Below are 18,061 nucleotides of genomic sequence, written 5' to 3'. Positions count from 1 at the left end.
GGCCGCCAGGTGGGCGGGTGGCCCCGAGGCCGGGCCGCCAGGTGGCCGGGCGGCCGGGCGGCGGGCCGCCGAGAAGGGGGAAGACCGAAGGCGGGGCCTCAGGCCGAAGGCGGGAGGGCGGGCCGAGGGGAAGCGCGGCGGCCGGCAGGTGAGTCTGGGGCGGATGGCGGGCAGAGCGAGGCGACAGGCCTGTCCAGAGCCCGAACCCAGGTCCCGAAAGACACGAGCCAGGGTTGTGGAGCAGAGTCTCCTGCCCCGACTCGGTCGCGGTTCGATGGCGGAGCCTGCGGCCCGGCCTCCGTACTGCCCGGGCCGGGACCCGAGACCCGCCCATCCGCATCGCGCAGGGCCGGAATCCGAACCGCCCGTTTCAAGTCCCGTGGGCGACTGCGCCCCGTAAGGGGCGCAGGGAACTGCGCGACCAGCCCCCACCGGCCCTCAGCCGCTCACCACCGTCGCGTCACTGCCCTGAGCCGCCGGAACCCGAGCCGTTGTCCAGCTCGCCGATCCACTTGCTCGCCTCGCTGAACCAGTCGGTGAGCTGGCCCCACCAGCTCTGGCCAGTGCCGATCCACCCCTGGAGGGGTGTGAACTCCCAGATCAGCCAGCCTCCGACGAGGAAGAGGACGATCATGAAGAGGCAGCCTTTGAGGCACCCGAGGCCCGGGATCCGCATCGGGTTGGCGCTGCGCTGACGCGGCTCGCGCGGCGGCCGGGGCTCACGCTGGGGCCGGGGCGCGGGCTGCTGGGGCTGCGGCGCCGGCGCGTACCGCTGCGGCTGCTGGCGCTGCGGCTGCGGCGGCGCGGGAGCGTACGGCTGTTGCTGCTGCGGGTGGCCGTACCCGGGACCGGGGCCGCCGCCCTGGGGCCCGCGCTGCTGCCTGCGCGGCGGCTGCTGCTGGGGCTGGGGCTGAGGCTGCTGGGGCGGCTGCGGGCGGCCCGCCTGCCGCTGGGGACGGCGGCGCAGCGGGTCCTCGCTGGGGTCGAGGTACTGGACCTGGGTCTGCTCGTTGCGGTCGCGGGCCGCGCGGAGCTGGTTCTGCCAGGGGTGCGGCTGCTCGGGCTGCTGGCCGCCCGGGTCGTGCGACGGCACCGGCGGCATGACGGACGTCGGGTCGGAGCCACTGGTGTGCGGGAGCACGGAGGTGGGGTCGGCCGCCCCCGCCGGACCGGAGGTGTGCGGGAGCACGCTGGTCGCGGCATTCGGGTCGTACGAGCCCGCGCCGTGCGGCAGTACCTGCGTCGCGTCGGCCGAACCGAACAGGTCCGGGGCGGCGCCCGGCACCTGCGCGGGCGCCGGGTCGGGGGCGAGGATGTGGCCCACGCCCTCGGCGGCGGCGATCTGCATGGAGTTCGCGTGCACGCCGACGCCCTCGGCGACGATGCGGAGCGCGCGGGCGAGGTTGACGGCGCTGGGCCGCTCGCGCGGGTTCTTGCGCAGGCAGCGCTCGATGACCGTCCACAGCGGGTCGGGGACGGTGGACGGGCGGCGCGGCTCGGCGCTGAGGTGCTGGTGCAGCACTTCGAGCGCGGACTGGCCGTTGAACGGCGGGCGCCCGGTGACCAGTTCGTACATCAGGATGCCGGCGCCGTAGATGTCGACGGCGGAGGTCTGCGGCTGGCCCTCGGCGGACTCGGGGGCGACGTACGCGGGCGTGCCCACGAACTCGCTGGTCCGGGTCAGGCCCGGGGAGTCGGCGAGGCGGGCGATGCCGAAGTCGGTCAGCATCGGGTGCATCTGGCCGCCGTCCTGCTTGAGCAGCACGTTGGCGGGCTTCAGGTCGCGGTGGACGACGCCGTCGGCGTGGCTGACGGCGAGCGCGTCGGCGATCTGGGCGGTGAGCAGGGCCGCGCCCACGGGCGTGAACGGGCCGTTCTCGCGGAGGTACCGGTGCAGGTCGGGGCCCTCGACCAGGTCCATGACCAGCGCCAGCAGATCGCCCTCGACGACGAGGTCCCGCACCCGCACGATGTTCGGGTGGGTGAGCCGGAGCAGCACGGAGCGCTCCCGCAGGAACCGCATCACGATGTCCGCGTCGCTGGCGAGCTCCTCCTTGAGGACCTTGATCGCCACGGTCTCGCCGGGGTGTCCGGGCACGGCTGCCTCGGCCCCCGCGGTCTCCCGCTGGCGGGCGCGCCAGACAGTGCCTGTGGCGCCGCGTCCAATCGGCTCCTCAAGGAGGTACTTGCTCCCTACCGGCCGCACGTCATGCGCTCCCTGCTGCTTGCCTGCCTGGTCACGCCCTGGAGTCCTGCGGACGTTCCGACCCACTGTAGTGCGGCCGTCCGCGGGACCGGGCTGTCGTCTTCCTGACTCTTCCCGCCCGCTTTGCTGTGACTTGGTCCGACTTGCTGTGTGCTGCCTGTCGGTGTCCGTGTCCGCGAGTACGTACGGGTACCCGTGTGCGTTCGATGGAAAGACGCTCACCCGTGGGCAGTTGGTTGCCGGACTTCGACCTACGCGGTTCCGGATACGGACGCGCCCCGTCGCGGATGCGGACGCGACCGATCCCGAATGCGGACGCGATGCGAACGTGACCGATCTCAAGTGATCAACTAGCGGGCACTGGTCAGGCACTTTTGGGGGCAGAGCCGACCAATCAAGATCACTTGACGGTGGGCGGCGGGCGTGTTGTCAGTGGCAGGTGCGAGGATGCCTCCAGTACTGGCCGACGTGCCCGTGAGTGGTGGGGGAAGTCTGCGGTGGGGACCGCGCAGTCTCGTCCTCGTCGTCGCGGGTGCCCGCGCGGAAGGGACCGCTGACGGCGATGCAGATCCGGCTGACCGTCGTAGACCCGCTGGGACCGCCCTCGGAGCCGCGAGGACGTGCCATGGCCTGCGACGTGCTGGTCACGGCGCCCGCCGGGACGGCTCTCGCCGCCGTGGCCTCGGGCCTCGCCTCCGCCGTCGGCGAAGGCGGTGCGGAGCGGCTGGAGCGCAACCGGGAGGTCGGCGGCGGACAGGTAGTGCTGTACGCCGGTGCCGAGCGCCTCGACGCCCAGCGCTGCACCCTGGGCGAGCCGCCCCTCATCGACGGCGCCGTGCTCTCCCTGGGCACCCCCTCCGAGCCGGGCCCCGAGGTCGACGAAGCCGCCGCGCAGCTCCACGTCGTGGCCGGCCCCGACGCCGGCGGCGTCCATCTCCTGCACGGCGGCAAGATCCACATCGGCCGCTCCGCCGACGCCGACGTCCCCCTCGACGACCCGGACGTCTCCCGCCTCCACTGCGCGGTCACTCTCTCCGCCGACGGCCGCGTCTCCGTCGTCGACCTCGGCTCCACCAACGGCACCACCCTCGACGGCACCCGTGTGGGCGACCGGCCGGTCCGCCTCGCCCCGGGCGCGCTCCTACGGATCGGCGAGTCCGCGCTTCGGCTGGCCTCGTCGTCGGGAGCGCGGGGGGTCGGTACGGCGCCTGACGGTGAGGGCCACGTCCGGGTGGCGGTCGGGGCGGGGGCGCCGGGCGCCGGTACCGGCTTCGGTTCGACAGGCGGGGGTTCGGGCTCCGCAGGCGGTGGTTCGGGATCCGGGACGGGAGCGGGGGCGGGGGCCGAGTCCGGCTCCGGCTCCGGCTCCGGCGGGGTGACTCGTGGAGGTGCGGCGGGGCAAGGAGCCGCGGATCCGGGGCACGGTCGTGTCGAGCGGCGGACCGTCCCGGGGCAGGGCGGGGTGCCCGGGATCGAGCGGACGGCGGGGGGCGCGGGCTCCTCCGCGGCCGGTACGGGGCGGGGAGCCGTGTCCGGTGCCGACCAGGGGCCTGTGCACGAGGGCGGGTCGGGCGGGGGCGGGATGGAACCCCATGGCCGCGTCGGCGATGGCCGAGACGCCCGAGACGCCCGCAGCAGCCGTGAGCACGGCGATGCCAGGGATTCCCGCAGGTCCGTCGGGTCTGGGCTGCCCAGCGGTTCCGGTGGACCGGGCCGTGCCGGTGAGCGCGGTGGTCCCGGCGGTCCTGATGGTTCCAATGGACCCCGGGGTTCCAGCGGAGCCCGGGGTTCCAGCGGACCCGGAGACTCCAACAGCTCTCATGGGACGGGCGATTTTGGGGACGTCGACGGACCCGTCGAGTCCGGCACTCGTAAGGGCACTCCCCTCCGGGGCACGGATGTGCCGCGTGGGGTGCGCAAACGGAGTGGGTTCGGGGCTTGGGCGCGGCGGTTGACCGGGGGGCGGGCGCAGGCGGGGGCCGAGTACGACCCGTACGAGTACGACGCGGAGGACGACGAGGACGAGCGCGGGACGACGGCCTCGGTGCTCCCTGCGGGTGGGGAGCGGCTGCCGGAGACATGGCCGGATCCCGCCGCGCTGCTGCTCACCGCGCTCGGGCCGGGCGCCCGGCTGTGGGAGCGGGGGCCGGGGCACCCGGAGGCACTGACGGTGCGGCTGGGTACGACGGACCGCGCGGCGCCGGACGGATCGGGACTGTTGCCGGCGGTGCCGGTGACCACGGGGCTGCGTGAGGTCGGCGCGCTGGGCCTGGCCGGGCCGCGCCCCCGGCTGATGGGGCTGACCCGAGCGCTCGTGGCCCAGCTCACCGCGCTGCACTCCCCCGACGCCCTGGAACTGGTCCTGATCAGCGCGGACCGCTCCCGCTCCGCCGAGGAACGCACCACCGAATGGTCCTGGCTCGGCTGGCTCCCCCATCTCCGCCCCGCCCACGGCCAGGACTGCCGCCTCCTCCTCGCCTACGACCGCGAGCAGACGACGGCCCGTCTGGACGAACTGCTCCGCCGCGTGGAGGACCACGCGGCGGACACCGCGGGACACGCGCCCGGGAGCACGGCGGGCGCAGGACGCGGCCGGACGGCGGGTGCGGGGGCCACGGGCGTGGCCGGTCGCCGGTCGGACGACGCGACGAACCACCGGTCCGGGGCGGCATCGGGCCACCGGTCCGGGGAGGCGGCGAGCCACGGGTCCGGGGACGCATCAGGCCGCACGGCCGGGCGTACGGCAGAGGCCGGAACCGGGGCCGGCTCCGGAGCCTGGGACCTTGCGGGTCATGGGGCCGATCGTGGTGGGGCGGTGCACGGGACGGCCGAGGGTGGCTCCGGACGGCGGGCCGTGCGGCGGCCGTCGTGGGCCCGGGAGGACGGACCGGCGGGCGGTGGCTTCGCGGGGCCCTACACGGTGGTGATCGTGGACGGGGACCCCGGGGGCGCCGATGTGCGGGAGGCCGTGGTGCGGCTGGCGCAGCAGGGGCCCCTCGCCGGGATCCATGTCGTGTGCCTCGCCGAGACGGAGTCCGCGTCACCCGCCTCGCCGGTGACGGAGACGTACACGGCGGCCTGCGAGGTCTCGCCCGCGTTCCGCGCGTGCGGGGCCGTCGCCCTGCTCAGCGGTGACGTCGCCACGGCGCTACGGCTGCTGCGGGTCGCCTCCGCCGGGTATGGCGCGGGGAGCGGTGCCGGGACCTCGGGTCCGGCAGACTCCGGCCGGACGAGGGCCACGCGCTCCGCGCCTTCCGCCTCCGCCGACCACGCGCGCGGTACGAACGACGGCGCACCGTCGAGCCGTCCCCGCGCCGACCATTCCGACCATTCCGGCCTTTCCGGCCGGCCCGACCGCGCCCACGGCTCCGCGCAGGCGGACCCCGCCTCGGTGAGCCGTACGCACACCAACATCGACCTCACGGGAAGCGCACTCTCCGGTGCCGACGAGCGGACGCGCCCCGGCGCCCAGGATCTCGTACCGCTCGACCCGGACGACGCGCCCGGGCTGTTGAACCACGGCACGGTGGCCACGCTGGACGCGGTGTCGGTGGCATGGGCGGAGCGGTTCGCGCGGGCGCTGGCACCGTTGCGGACGGACGGAGCGGCCGGGGACCGGCAGTCGCGGGTGTCGGCGCCGTTGCCGCAGTCGGCGCGGCTGCTGGACGAGTTGGGGCTGGCGCGGGCCACTCCGGCGTCGCTGATGGCGCGGTGGGCGGACGCGGGCGACGACACGACGGCACTCGGCGGGCGCGCCTGGGCCGTGCTCGGCGCCGGGCCGCGCGGGCCGCTCTCCGTGGACCTCGTCGCCGAGGGCCCCCATCTGCTGATCGAGGGGCCTGTCGGCAGCGGTCGTACGGAGCTGCTGCGGTCCGTCGCCGCGTCACTCGCCGCCGCCGAGCGGCCCGACCGGCTGGGCATCGCCCTCGTGGACGGGCGGGACGGCGGTGCCGGTGGCGCCGCCGGTACCGGTGGGGGCCGGGCCGGGGAGGGGTTGGGGGTCTGTACCGACCTGCCCCATGTCGGTACGCATCTCACGGCCAACGACCCTGTCCGGATGCGGGAGTTCGCACAATCCCTGATCACCGAGTTGAAGCGTCGGTACGAGCTGCTCGGCGGGCTCGGGTTCGTGGAGTGGCACACGCGGCGGGAGGTCTCGGGGCGTATCGTCCCGCAGCGATCGGCGACGTCGGGGCCGGCGAAGTCCGCAGCCTCCGGGGCGGGGTCCTCCGGGGCGGGGTCCTCCGGGCCGGGGACTTCGGGACCCGGGTCCGCCCAGGCGGCGGGGTCGGCCGGGGCCGCGGACCTCGACTCGTCCTCCAGCTCCACGCTTCGGCTGCGGCCGGCGGCGAGCCGTAGGAACACCGACCAGGACGGCAGGGGCGCGGCCGGGAAGAACCCGGCCTCGGAACTCCCCCGGCTCGTCGTGATCGTCGACGACCTCGACGCCCTGCTGTCACCCCCCTTGGGGTCCACGGGGCGGCCGGCGGCGGGGTCCGTCGTACGGGCCCTGGAGGCGGTGGCCCGGGAGGGCGAGCGCCTCGGCGTGCATCTGATCGCCACGACCAGTGGGGGTGGGCGTACGGGCGAGAGCGAACTGGGCCGGGCGGCCGGCGGACGCGTCGTCCTGAGCGCGCCGGTGGCGGGGCCGGACGAACCCGCGCCCGGTCGGGGGGAGTTGCTGGGCGAGGGGGGCCGCACCACCGCCTTCCAGGCCGGCCGCGTGACGGGCCGCATCCCTCGCACCGCGACCCTCCGCCCGACCGTCGTACCGCTGGACTGGGCGAGGATGGGCGACCCGCCGGCGCGGCGCCCCGTACGGGAGTTGGGGAACGGCCCTACGGATCTGGCGTTGCTGGCCAGCGCGTTGGACCGCGCGGCCCGGGAGGTCTCGGCGACGGGCGTACCGTCCCTGTTGTGACCGTCCCCTGACAGGGCACCCGGCGCCGGCGCCGGAGCCGACCGGGGGCGGGAGGCGCTTACCGGCGCTGACAGGGCGCCGCCTGCACCCACCCGTGCCGCCCCGGGCCGCACCACTGCCGGCAGCTGTGCAGGCGGGGATGCGCGCCCCGTAAGGGGCGCGGGAAACTGCGCGATCAACCACGGCGGACCGGGGAACTCGCCCACGACGAAGCACCCCCGCGGCGATCGGGCACCCGGCCCTCCCCACCGCGCCCCATGGTCACGACGCGGTCACGATCAAGACATTGACACGGCAGGCGCTCTTGCCGCCCCCGAGCACGCGGCGTAGACCAGAGCGCACGGGACAGCGCTCTACGTTCGACGACGCACGGAGAACGGGGTCAGTGATGCGCAACATCCACGGCATTCGTCGCACTCTTCGTACACACAAGCCCAATCCCCTTGGCGAGCCCACCCATCCATCCATTTCTCCCCCCACGTCCAAAGCCCTCGCGGCCCTCGCCGCAGGCGTTCTCGCCCTCTCCCTCACCGCCTGCGGCGGTGACGACGACGGCGGCGACAAGGGTGACACCGGCAACGACGGCGGCAACGAGGCCACCGTGCAACTCCCCAAGCTGGACGGCCAGAAGCTGGAGGTCGCGGCGGTCTTCACGGGCCCGGAGCTGGACAACTTCCAGAAGGTGCTGGACGAGTTCGAGAAACGCACCGGCGCCTCGGTGACCTTCGTACCGACCGGCAACAACACGTCCACGTTCCTCGGTACGAAGATCGAGGGCGGCAAACCGCCGGACGTGGCGTTCCTGCCGCAGGTCGGCGTGTTGCACCAGTTCGCCGAGAAGGGCTGGGTGAAACCGCTCGGCAGCGAGGCCCAGGCACAACTGGAGAAGAACTTCTCGGACGGCTGGAAGGACCTCGGCGCGTACGAGGGCAAGCAGTACGGCGTCTACGCGAAGGCCGCCAACAAATCCCTCGTCTGGTACAACACCGCGGCCTTCGAGGCGGCGGGGATCACCGAGGAACCCAAGACGTGGGACGAGTTCCTGCAGACCGCGCAGACGCTCTCCGACGCCGGCTCCCCCGCCGTGTCCGTCGGCGGCGCCGACGGCTGGACGCTCACCGACTGGTTCGAGAACGTCTATCTGTCGCAGGCGGGCCCGGAGAAGTACGACCAGCTCGCCAAGCACGAGATCAAGTGGACCGATCCTTCCGTGAAGGAGGCCCTGACCACGCTCGCCGAGCTGTGGGGCAAGGACGACCTGCTCGCGGGCGGCGCCTCCGGCGCGCTGCAGACCGACTACATCAAGTCGATCACGAAGACATTCGGCGGGGACACCCCGGCCGGAATGGTCTTCGAGGGCGACTTCGTGGCCGTCACCGTCAACGGTGACACGGACGCGAAGATCGGCACGGACGCCAAGGTCTTCCCGTTCCCGGCGGTCGGCGACGACTCCCCCGTGGTCACCGGCGGCGACGCGGCCGTGGCGCTGAAGGACGGCGAGGGCGCGCAGGCGCTGCTCACCTTCCTCGCCTCGACCGACGCGGCGGAGATCTGGGCGGCGCAGGGCGGCTTCCTCTCCCCAAACAAGGAGATGGACGAGGGCAGTTACAAGGACGACGTCACCCGGGAGATCGCCAAGGCGCTGCTCGCGGCGGGCGACGACTTCCGCTTCGACATGTCCGACCAGGCCCCGGCGGCGTTCGGCGGCACGCAGGGCGTCGGTGAATGGAAGGACCTGCAGGACTTCCTGAAGAGCCCCGACGACGTGGCCGGTGCCCAGAAGCAGCTGGAGACCGACGCGGCGAAGGCCTACGGGAACGGCTGACGGCGACCTCATGTCGTCTGCCGTGACGAAGACGGCGGGAGGCGCCGGCGCAACTCCGACGCCCCCCGCCGCACCGCGCAAGAGCGTGACGGGTACCCGGCTGTGGGTGGCGGTGCTGTTTCTGCTGCCCGCGCTGGTGCTGCTCGGCGCGCTCGTGGTCTACCCGATCGGGTACTCGGTCTGGCGGAGCCTGTTCGACGCGGACGGCTCGGGCTTCGTCGGCCTCGACAACTACGCGGAGATCTTCTCCGACGACTCCACCCTCGTCGCCGTACGGAACACCGCGATCTGGGTCGCGGTGGCCCCGGCGCTCGTCACCGCGCTCGGTCTGATCTTCGCGGTGCTGACCGAACGGGTGCGCTGGGGAACGGCGTTCAAGCTGATCGTCTTCATGCCGATGGCGATCTCGATGCTGGCCGCGGGCATCATCTTCCGGCTGGTGTACGAGCAGGATCCGAACCAGGGCGTCGCCAACGCGGTCGTGACGTCCGTGCACGACGTCTTCGCCGACGAGTCCGTGTATCCGAAGGCCCGGCCCAACGCGCAGGTCAGTGATCTGCGGGCGTCCGGCGGGGGTTCGTTCACCACGGAGGGGACCGTGCGGACGGGCACCCCGGCGCTCCTCCCCCTCGTCGGCATCGCGCCCAACCGGCTGCCCGGCGACGCGCAGGACGCCAAGGCCGCCACCGGCGACGGTGTCACCGGCACCGTCTGGCTGGACTTCCGGCTCGGCGGCGGCGGCGAGAAGGGGGCTGTCGACCCGGGTGAGAAGGCGCTGGAGGGCGTCAAGATCGAGGCGGTGAAGGACGGCAAGGTCGTCGCCACCGCGACCAGCGGCTCCGACGGCACGTTCAGCCTGCCGGAGTCGGCCGACGGGGCCCGACTCAAGCTGCCCGGCTCGAACTTCGCGGCGCCCTACAACGGCATCGACTGGCTCGGCCCGACCCTCGTCACCCCGGCCGTCATCGGGTCGTACGTCTGGATGTGGGCGGGCTTCGCGATGGTACTGATCGCGGCGGGCCTCGCCGGAGTCGACCGCAATCTGCTCGAAGCGGCCCGGGTGGACGGGGCGAACGAGTGGCAGGTGTTCCGCCGGGTCACCGTTCCGCTGCTCGCGCCGGTCCTGGTCGTCGTCCTCGTCACGCTGATGATCAACGTGATGAAGGTGTTCGACCTCGTCTACATCATCGCGCCCCAGCCCACCCAGGACGAGGCCAACGTCCTCGCTCTGCAGCTGTACTTGGTGTCGTACGGCGGCGGGGGCGACTTCGGTCTCGGCAGCGCGATCGGTGTGGTCCTGCTGCTGCTCGTGCTGCCGGTGATGTGGGTCAACATCCGGCGGCTCAGGAAGGAGCGCCAGCGGTGACCGCTCTCGAAAACCCCGCACCGGCCCCCGCGCCGAAGACTCCGGCGCGCGAGGCACCCGCACGCGCCGAACGCTCCGTCGCCGCCCGGCTCGCGAGCGGCGCGGCGGGCGGCGCGTTGCGTGTGTTCCTGCTGCTGGTGGCGCTGTTCTGGCTGGTGCCGACCTTCGGACTGCTGGTCTCGTCGTTCCGCGACCCGACCGACATCGCCACCTCCGGGTGGTGGAAGGTGTTCTCGACGCCGGCCCGACTCACCGCCAAGAGCTACGAGTCGCTGCTCGAGAACGACGACATCACAGGCGCCCTCTTCAACACGGTCTGGATCACGGTGCCGTCGACCCTGCTGGTCGTCCTGATCGGCGCGATGGCCGGATACGCCTTCGCCTGGCTGGACTTCAAGGGCCGCGACTGGTGGTTCATGGTCGTGGTGGGGCTGTTGGTGGTGCCGGTGCAGGTGGCGCTGATCCCGCTGTCCGGGCTCTTCCGGGACCTCGGGATCTTCGGCGACATCATCGGTGTCGTCCTCTTCCACGTCGGCTTCGGACTGCCGTTCGCGATCTTCCTGTTGCGGAACTTCTTCGCGGAGATCCCGCGCGAGCTGCTGGAGGCGGCTCGGCTGGACGGGGCCGGCGAGGTACGGCTGTTCGCGACGGTCGTACTGCCGCTGGCCGCACCGGCGTTGGCGTCCCTCGGGATCTTCCAGTTCCTGTGGGTGTGGAACGACATGCTGGTCGCGCTGGTCTTCTCCAGCTCCGACTCACAGCCACTGACGGTCGCACTCCAACAGCAGGTACGACAGTTCGGCAGCAACATCGAGATCCTGGCGCCGGGTGCGTTCATCTCGATGGTGATCCCGCTGGCCGTGTTCTTCGCGTTCCAGAGGCAGTTCGTGTCGGGGGTGATGGCGGGCGCGGTGAAGTAGCGGCAACGGCGCTCTACAGCTCGCGAGTTGCGGGCTGTCGAGCGAGTGCGGGCGCGTGGGGGCTGTGTCGATATGCGGCTCCGCCGCGTGGGCGCGAGCACCCCCCACCACCCGCACCCGAAAACGCACCCACGCGCCCCCAACTCCCAGGTATTCCCCCGTATGGAACACACAACGTAACCAAATCATCCCATCGGCCGTTTCCGGGCAGTATGCCCGTGCCGACCCATGGATGTCCTCCTTGCCCAGGTTCAGTGTCATCGTTCCCGCGTACAAGGTTCAGGCGTACCTGCACGAATGCCTGGATTCTGTGCTGTCCCAGTCCTTCACCGACCTCGAACTGATCGTCGTCGACGACGCCTCGCCCGACAACTGCGGTGCGATCGCCGACGAGATCGCGGCCCGCGACCCCCGTGTACGGCGAACCGTGCGCCTGCGGGAGAACGCGGGGCCGGGGACCGCCCGCAACAAGGGGATGGAGTACGCGAGGGGGGACTATCTCCTCTTCCTCGACGGCGACGACACGTTCACGCCCGACGCGCTCCAGGCGATCGCCGACCGGGTCAAGGAGACCGGCGAACCCGACGTCCTCGTCCACGACTTCGCCCGGACCTCCTGGTCGGACGAGCCCGTCCACAACGAACACGCTCTCCAACTCACCGAGCAGGGCCCGGCCCCCTTCCGCCTCGACGACCGCCCGGGCCTGCTGAACGTCCGCCCGGTGGTGTGGAACAAGGCATACAAACGGGAGTTCGTCGAGGACCACGGCTTCCGGTTCCCGCCCGGCATCTACGAGGACACGGCCTGGACGTACCCGGTCCTGATGGCCGCCGAGTCCGTCGCCACTCTCGACCGGGTCTGCGTCCACCACCGCCGACGCCGCCACGGCAGCCTGCTCGGGGCGACTACACGCGGTCACTTCGACGTGTTCGAGCAGTACGACCGGGTGTTCGCTTACGTCGACGAGCGGCCGGAGCTGGCGCAGTGGCGTCCGGTGCTGTTCCGGCGCATGGTCGACCACCTCACCTCCGTGCTCTCCCGGCGCCACCGACTCCCGCGCGAGGCGCGCGCCGAGTTCCTGCGCACGGTCCGCGCGCACTGCGCCCGTTATCGCACCCCGGGCGCCCCTGTCCGCGCCCGCGCCCGGCTCCGGCACGCGCTCCTGCGGCTCGGCAGCCGGCGCGTCCACCGCGCGCTGTGGGCCATGGCCCGGCTGGGCCGAGGCGCCGGACGCCTGGTACGGGGCCTGGCCCGGCTGCTGCGCGCCGGCGGCCTCCGCGTCCACTACCGCGTCCAGCGCCTCCTCCCGCTGCGTGCCGACCGGGCGGTGTTCGCCGCGTACGGGGGCCGGGGCTATGTGTGCAGCCCGGCCGCGCTGGAGAACGCGTTCCGTACCTACGTCCCCGGGATGCGCACCTCGTGGGTCGCGCGCCCGGAGCACCACCACACGCTCCCGGTGGCGACCCGGCGTGTGCTCCCCGGCTCGATGGCGTACTGGACGGCGCTCGCCCGCTCCAAGTACCTGGTGAACAACGTGGACTTCGACCGGCGCCTGGTCAAGCGTCCCGGTCAGGTCCTCCTCCAGACCCAGCACGGCACTCCGCTCAAGCACATGGGTCTCGACCTCCAGGACCGGCCGGCGGCCGCACGCGGCACGGACTTCGCCGCCGTGCTGCGCGGCAGCGACCAGTGGGACTACGTCCTGTCCGGAAACCGCCACTCCACCCTCGTCTGGGAGCGCGTCCACCCGTCCGCGTACACGACCCTGGAATACGGCTCCCCGCGCAACGACGTGTTCCTGAGGGCCGGTTCGACGGACGTGGCCCGGGTCCGCGAACACCTCGGCATCCCCGAGGGCTCGGTCGCCGTCCTGTACGCCCCGACCCACCGCGACTACCGCCATTCGCAGCGCGCCCACCTGGACCTGGAGCGGGTGCTGCGCAAGCTCGGGCCGCGTTTCGTGGTCCTCGCCCGCGCCCACCACGTGTACGACTCCCCGCTGACGGACCTGGCGCACGGCCGCCTCCTGGACGTCACCGGGTACCCGAGCATCGAGAACCTGTGTCTGGCGTCGGACGCCCTGGTCACCGACTACTCGTCCCTGATGTTCGACTACGCCAACCTCGACCGGCCCATCGTGATCCACGCCGAGGACTGGGAGGCGTACGAGGCGGCCCGGGGCACGTACTTCGATCTGCGCTCCTGCCCGCCGGGTGCGGTCGCCCGCAGTGAGGACGAGCTGATCGACATCTTCGCCACGGGGCACTGGCACGGCTCGCGGTCCGCGCAGCTGCGGGCCGCGTTCCGTGACCGGTTCTGTCAGTACGACGACGGGCGGGCGGCGGAGCGGGTGGTGCGTCGGGTCGTGCTGGGTGAGACCTCCGCGCTCGGCTTCGTGCCACTGTCCCACCGCCACCCGGTCCCGTCGGCTGCGGCGGCCCGTCCGACCTCCCCGCTGGCGACGGTCCCGGGCCAGGTCCAGCCGGGCCTGGACGACTGGCCGCGCACGTAGCCGCCTTTCCTCGCCCCCGCGGCCCCTGCCCGTCCCATCCTCCAGGAGCCACGCCCCTTCGCCCCCCAGCCACGGGTCCGTCGTGGTTGCTCGCGCAGTTCCCCCGAAAGGAAAGAATGCCCCGCTTCAGCATCATCGTCCCCACATACGGTGTCGAAGGGCGCCTGCCGCTCGCTCTGGAGTCGGTTCTCGGTCAGCCGTTCGGTGACTTCGAGCTGATTCCGGTGCATGAGACGGCGGCGGACTCACCCGCGGGGGCGGTCAGCACCGCGTACGCCACCAGGGACACACGGGTGGCCCCCGTCGAGTCGCCGCCCTCGGGCGGGCTGAGCGCGGCCCGCAACGCGGGAATCGCGGCGGCGCACGGGACGTACGTCCTGTTCCTGGACGGGGACGACACGCTCGCGCCGGGTGCGCTGCAGGCGATCGCGGACCGGCTGCGCGAGGCCGGCGACCCCGATGTCCTGTACTTCGCCCACGAACGCACGCACTGGTGGGAGGGCGGCACGACCATCGTGCGCCCGACCGGTCTGCGAACCCCGGCGTGGAGCGCGGCCTACCGCCGGGACTTCCTCACCGAGCGCCAACTCACCTTCCCCATCGGGCACTTCACCGATCTCGGCTGGAGCGGCCTGGTCGCGCTCGCCGCCGACCGTACGGCCGAGCTGCGGGGCACGGTCTGCGTCCGGCACCTGCTGCGCCGACAGGGCAGCCGGCTGAACGCGCCCGGCGAGCACCAGCTCGAACTCCTCGACCAGGTGGAGCTGGTGCTCGCCAGGGCCACGGCCGAACAGGGCGTGTCGAAGGCGTTGTTCGAGCAGCTGTTCGCGGTCGTGCTGTGGAGCGCCGCGCACCCGGAGCGGCTCCCGGCCTACCACCGCCGCGCCTTCTTCTCCCGCGCCACGCACCTCTACCACCACCACCGCCCGGCCGGCTTCCACCCGCCCAGCGGCAGCCTCGGCGTACAGCACCGTCTGCTCGCGACCGGCTCGTACGCCGGTTTCCGGGCCCTGTGCGCCGCCAACCGGGCGGCGGCCGGAGCCCTGGCAGCGCTTCCCCGCCCCCGCGCGCCCCTGACTCGCGCCCTGTACGCCGCCCAGCGCCGCCTGCCACTGGACAGGAACCTCGCCGTGTACTGCGCGTACCGGGACCGCGGCATCACCTGCAACCCCGCCGCCATCCACGCCAAGGCCCGCGAACTCGCCCCGCGCCTCCGCTCGGTGTTCCTCGTCGAGCCCGACGCGGTGGACCGTCTCCCGAAGGACGTCGAGTACGCCGTCATCGGCAGCCCGCGCCACTGGCGGGCCCTCGCCCGCGCCAAGTACCTCGTCGACAACGCCGACTTCGCGGACGCGGTCGTCAAGCGCCCCCGAAGCGTCCACCTCCAGACCCAGCACGGCACCCCGCTGAGGGCGATGGGCATGGACCAGTCCCCCTGCCCGGTGGTGGCCGCCGCGTCCGGCAGCTTCACCGGTCTTCTCAAGCGCGTGGACCGCTGGGACTTCAGCCTCTCCGCCAACCGGCACTCCACCGAGACCTGGGAGCGGGCCTTCCCGGGCACGTACGAGCAGTTGGAGTACGGCTGTCCGCGGAACGACGTCTACTACACGGCGACGGCCGCGGACGTGGCGCGCGCCCGGCGCGACCTGGGCGTTCCCGAGGGCAAGAAGGCCCTTCTCTACGCCCCCACCCACCGCGACCACGCCACCGGCCACGGCGCCCGGCTCGATCTGGAGGCGTTCTGCGAGGCGGTGGGCGAGGGGTTCGTGGTGCTGCTGCGGGCGCACCATCTCCACGACGCCGGCGGCACGGCCCGCAGGGGCAAGGGGCGAGTCGGTGACCGGATCATCGACGTCACCGCGCACCGCTCCACCGAGGACGTCTGTCTCGCCGCCGACGCGCTGATCACCGACTATTCGTCCCTGATGTTCGACTACGCCAACCTCGACCGGCCGATCGTGATCCTCGCGGACGACTGGGACGTCTACCGGGAGACCCGGGGCGTCTGCTTCGACCTGCCGGCCGCGCCGCCCGGCCATGTGGCCCGTACCGAGCGGGAGTTGGCGGATCTGTTCCGCGACGGCTCGTACGCGGACATGGAGGCCGACGCCCTGCGGGCCGGTTTCCGGGAGCGGTTCTGCCAGTTCGACGACGGGCGGGCGGCCGAGCGGGTCGTACGGCGGGTGTTCCTCGGCGAGCGGCCGGAGGCGCTGCCGCCCGTCGTGCCGCTCGCCGAGCGCACCCCGGCCCCGGCGCCCTCCGCCGCGACCCTCGTGAGGAGCTGACGGACATGCCCCGCTTCAGTGTCATCGTCCCCGGCTTCGCGCTGCTCCGGTTCGCGAGTCACCGGGGCCGGCTGTGGCCGGAGTGTTCCTGCGTCTGGAGTTCGGCTTCTGGGTGGAGTGGGGGCGTCGGCAGCTGACCCAGCCGCCGTTCCTGGCCGCGCTGGTGGCGGGCGCGTAGGGCGCGTCGCGGCCGCGGCCGGTGCTGCCGTTGCTGCTGGAGCGCGTCACCGCCACCCGAAGCTCACTCGATGTGGTGACCGCGAGCTGAGCCGTTGACCCGTGTGGCAATACAGGGAATACACGGCAAATGCCCCAGCCAGCCCAGACCGACGACGATTCCGGTTCCGGTCCCCTGGACGCCGGTACGCGCGTCCGGCGCCGCCGTCGCCTCGCGCTCGGGGCCACCGCGCTGCACGGCGGCCGCACCCGGCTGACCCGGCGGCCGACTCCGTATCTCGTCGTGGGCGGGCTGTTCTGGCTGGTGATGACGCTGGCGTACTGGCGGGTGCCGCTGTGCTGCGACGCCGGTCAGCACGCGGCGGTCGTCGAGCGGCTCCGCTGGGACCTGCTGCACCCGGCCCACCCGACCGCCGATCTACCGGGCGCGGGCAGCCCGTACTACTCCCCTTACGCCGTCGCACAGGGCGTCCTCGCGCGGCTGACCGGGCTGAGCGGCTGGTCGCTGGTGAAGCTCGCCGGGCCGGTGAACCTGCTGGTGCTGCTCACCGGGATCGGCCGCTTCGTGCGCGTGCTGACGCCCCGGCCGTGGGCGCCGGTCCTCGCCCCGCTGTTCATGACGGTGTTGTGGGGCACCGAGCGGGTCCTGTGGAGCGGCTATCTCGGGCTGATGTCGATGACGACGACCCTCGGCTATCCGTCGGCGTTCGCCATCGGGCTGACGTTCTGGGCGTGGGCATGGACGGGCGCACGCGCGCGGGGCGGCGGGCTTTCGCGGCGGGTGCGGTGCGTCGGGCCGAACGGCCTCGGGAGCGTCTGGGCGTACGCCGGAATCGGCGCGCTGTACGGGCTGATCCTGCTGGTGCACCCGATCACGGCCGTGGCCTCGGTGGCCGGGGCCCTGACGATCGTGGCGGCCTGGCAGCGGGGGTGGCGGCGGCCGCTGGTGGGGCGCTGGGCGCTGGCGGGAGGGGCCGCCCTGGCGGTCGCGGTCTCCTGGCCGTACTACGACATCCTGTCGCTGGCCGGGAACACCGGCGTGGACGGCATGCACCGGCGCCTCTACGAGGACATGGCCGGACATCTCTGGCTGGCCCTGCTCGGGCTGCCGGCGCTGTGGGCACGGGGGCGCAGGTCCCCGAGGGACCCGCTGGTCCTGATGTTCGCGCTGGAGTGCCTGGTCGTGGCGTACGGCTGGGTCAGCGGGCACTACACGTACGGCAGGGTTCTGGGGCTCGCGGCCGTGCCCGCGCAGTTCGCCCTGGCGGTGGAGCTGGCGGCGCCCAGGCCGTGGGGGTGGGCGCGGCGGGCGCTGGGGGGTGCGGCGGTCGCGGGGGCGTGCGTGGGGTTCCTCACCGTGCAGGCGGGGGCGGTCGTGCCGGCCGCGTTCGACCCCGTCGGCTTCGACCAGCCGCCGCGGTGGCCTTCGTACGACTGGGCTGCGCGGCATGTGCGGGCGGGGGATGCGCTGATCACCGACGGGTACTTCGCGGGCCGTGCGATCGCGGGGTACGGGGTGAACATGGCGGCGCCCACGTGGCCCGATCCCGCGCTGGACGAGGGGGAGCGGGTGCGGCGGTACGCCGATGTCCGGGGTTACCTCGACCCCGCGTCGACTCGGGATCAGCGCGTGGTCGTCGCGCGGCGGTACGGGGTGAAGTGGCTGTTGCTGACTCGGTGGCAGCGGGTGCCGGAGGAGGCGGTGGTCGTGGACTGGAGTCCGCGGACCGGGGAAGTGCTGGCGCGGATCGCTCCGTAGGAGGAGGTTCGGAGCGATCCGCGATGTGACAGCCGGTGGGGGCTTGTGGGGCTCGTCGCGCCCGCGCGGCGGAGCCGCACGGTGATACGG

The 18,061-nt window shown here is 73.0% G+C and carries 8 protein-coding genes; 7 read left to right on the top strand and 1 reads right to left on the bottom strand.

Going from position 1 to position 18,061, the window contains the following annotated elements:
• Positions 1-460: 460 nt before the first annotated feature.
• A complete protein-coding gene (locus ACFU53_RS24125; RefSeq protein ID WP_383995979.1) occupies positions 461-2,206 on the bottom strand; it encodes a serine/threonine-protein kinase in 1,746 nt (581 codons plus the stop codon).
• Positions 2,207-2,768: 562 nt separating this feature from the next.
• On the opposite strand from ACFU53_RS24125, the gene ACFU53_RS24120 reads away from it, so the two are divergent.
• From ACFU53_RS24120 to ACFU53_RS24090, 7 genes are all read left to right on the top strand, one after another.
• Positions 2,769-7,127 (top strand): FHA domain-containing protein, encoded by a 4,359-nt coding sequence (locus ACFU53_RS24120; RefSeq protein ID WP_383995977.1) that lies wholly within the window; start codon positions 2,769-2,771, stop codon positions 7,125-7,127.
• 388 nt (positions 7,128-7,515) lie between these two features.
• Positions 7,516-8,952 (top strand): ABC transporter substrate-binding protein, encoded by a 1,437-nt coding sequence (locus tag ACFU53_RS24115; RefSeq protein WP_383995974.1) that lies wholly within the window; start codon positions 7,516-7,518, stop codon positions 8,950-8,952.
• Between the two features lie 10 nt (positions 8,953-8,962).
• Positions 8,963-10,318: a carbohydrate ABC transporter permease gene (locus tag ACFU53_RS24110; protein ID WP_383995971.1), complete on the top strand. Its 1,356-nt coding sequence runs from the start codon at positions 8,963-8,965 to the stop codon at positions 10,316-10,318.
• On the top strand, positions 10,315-11,238 hold the full coding sequence (locus ACFU53_RS24105) for a carbohydrate ABC transporter permease (RefSeq protein WP_383995968.1): 924 nt from the start codon (positions 10,315-10,317) through the stop codon (positions 11,236-11,238). The genes ACFU53_RS24110 and ACFU53_RS24105 overlap by 4 nt, the downstream gene beginning before the upstream one ends.
• 232 nt (positions 11,239-11,470) lie before the next feature.
• The gene (locus tag ACFU53_RS24100; protein WP_383995965.1) at positions 11,471-13,750 is read left to right on the top strand and encodes a CDP-glycerol glycerophosphotransferase family protein; all 2,280 of its coding nucleotides are present in this window, start codon (positions 11,471-11,473) and stop codon (positions 13,748-13,750) included.
• Positions 13,751-13,866: 116 nt separating this feature from the next.
• Positions 13,867-16,035, top strand: coding sequence for a CDP-glycerol glycerophosphotransferase family protein (locus tag ACFU53_RS24095; protein ID WP_383995962.1), 2,169 nt, complete (start codon positions 13,867-13,869; stop codon positions 16,033-16,035).
• A gap of 307 nt (positions 16,036-16,342) precedes the next feature.
• Complete coding sequence (locus tag ACFU53_RS24090) at positions 16,343-17,971, top strand: hypothetical protein (RefSeq protein WP_383995960.1); 1,629 nt, start codon at positions 16,343-16,345, stop codon at positions 17,969-17,971.
• Positions 17,972-18,061 lie beyond the last annotated feature (90 nt).

This window comes from Streptomyces sp. NPDC057474, assembly GCF_042802555.1.
Taxonomy (GTDB): domain Bacteria; phylum Actinomycetota; class Actinomycetes; order Streptomycetales; family Streptomycetaceae; genus Streptomyces.
This window is presented reverse-complemented; position numbering and strand designations above follow the sequence as displayed.

Excerpts from the sequence above, each read along its gene's own strand:
- ACFU53_RS24120 (WP_383995977.1), top strand. The coding sequence starts at position 2,769 with ATGCAGATCCGGCTGACCGTCGTAGACCCGCTGGGACCGCCCTCGGAG.
- ACFU53_RS24100 (WP_383995965.1), top strand. The coding sequence starts at position 11,471 with ATGTCCTCCTTGCCCAGGTTCAGTGTCATCGTTCCCGCGTACAAGGTT.
- ACFU53_RS24115 (WP_383995974.1), top strand. The coding sequence starts at position 7,516 with ATGCGCAACATCCACGGCATTCGTCGCACTCTTCGTACACACAAGCCC.
- ACFU53_RS24090 (WP_383995960.1), top strand. The coding sequence starts at position 16,343 with ATGCCCCAGCCAGCCCAGACCGACGACGATTCCGGTTCCGGTCCCCTG.
- ACFU53_RS24095 (WP_383995962.1), top strand. The coding sequence starts at position 13,867 with ATGCCCCGCTTCAGCATCATCGTCCCCACATACGGTGTCGAAGGGCGC.
- ACFU53_RS24110 (WP_383995971.1), top strand. The coding sequence starts at position 8,963 with ATGTCGTCTGCCGTGACGAAGACGGCGGGAGGCGCCGGCGCAACTCCG.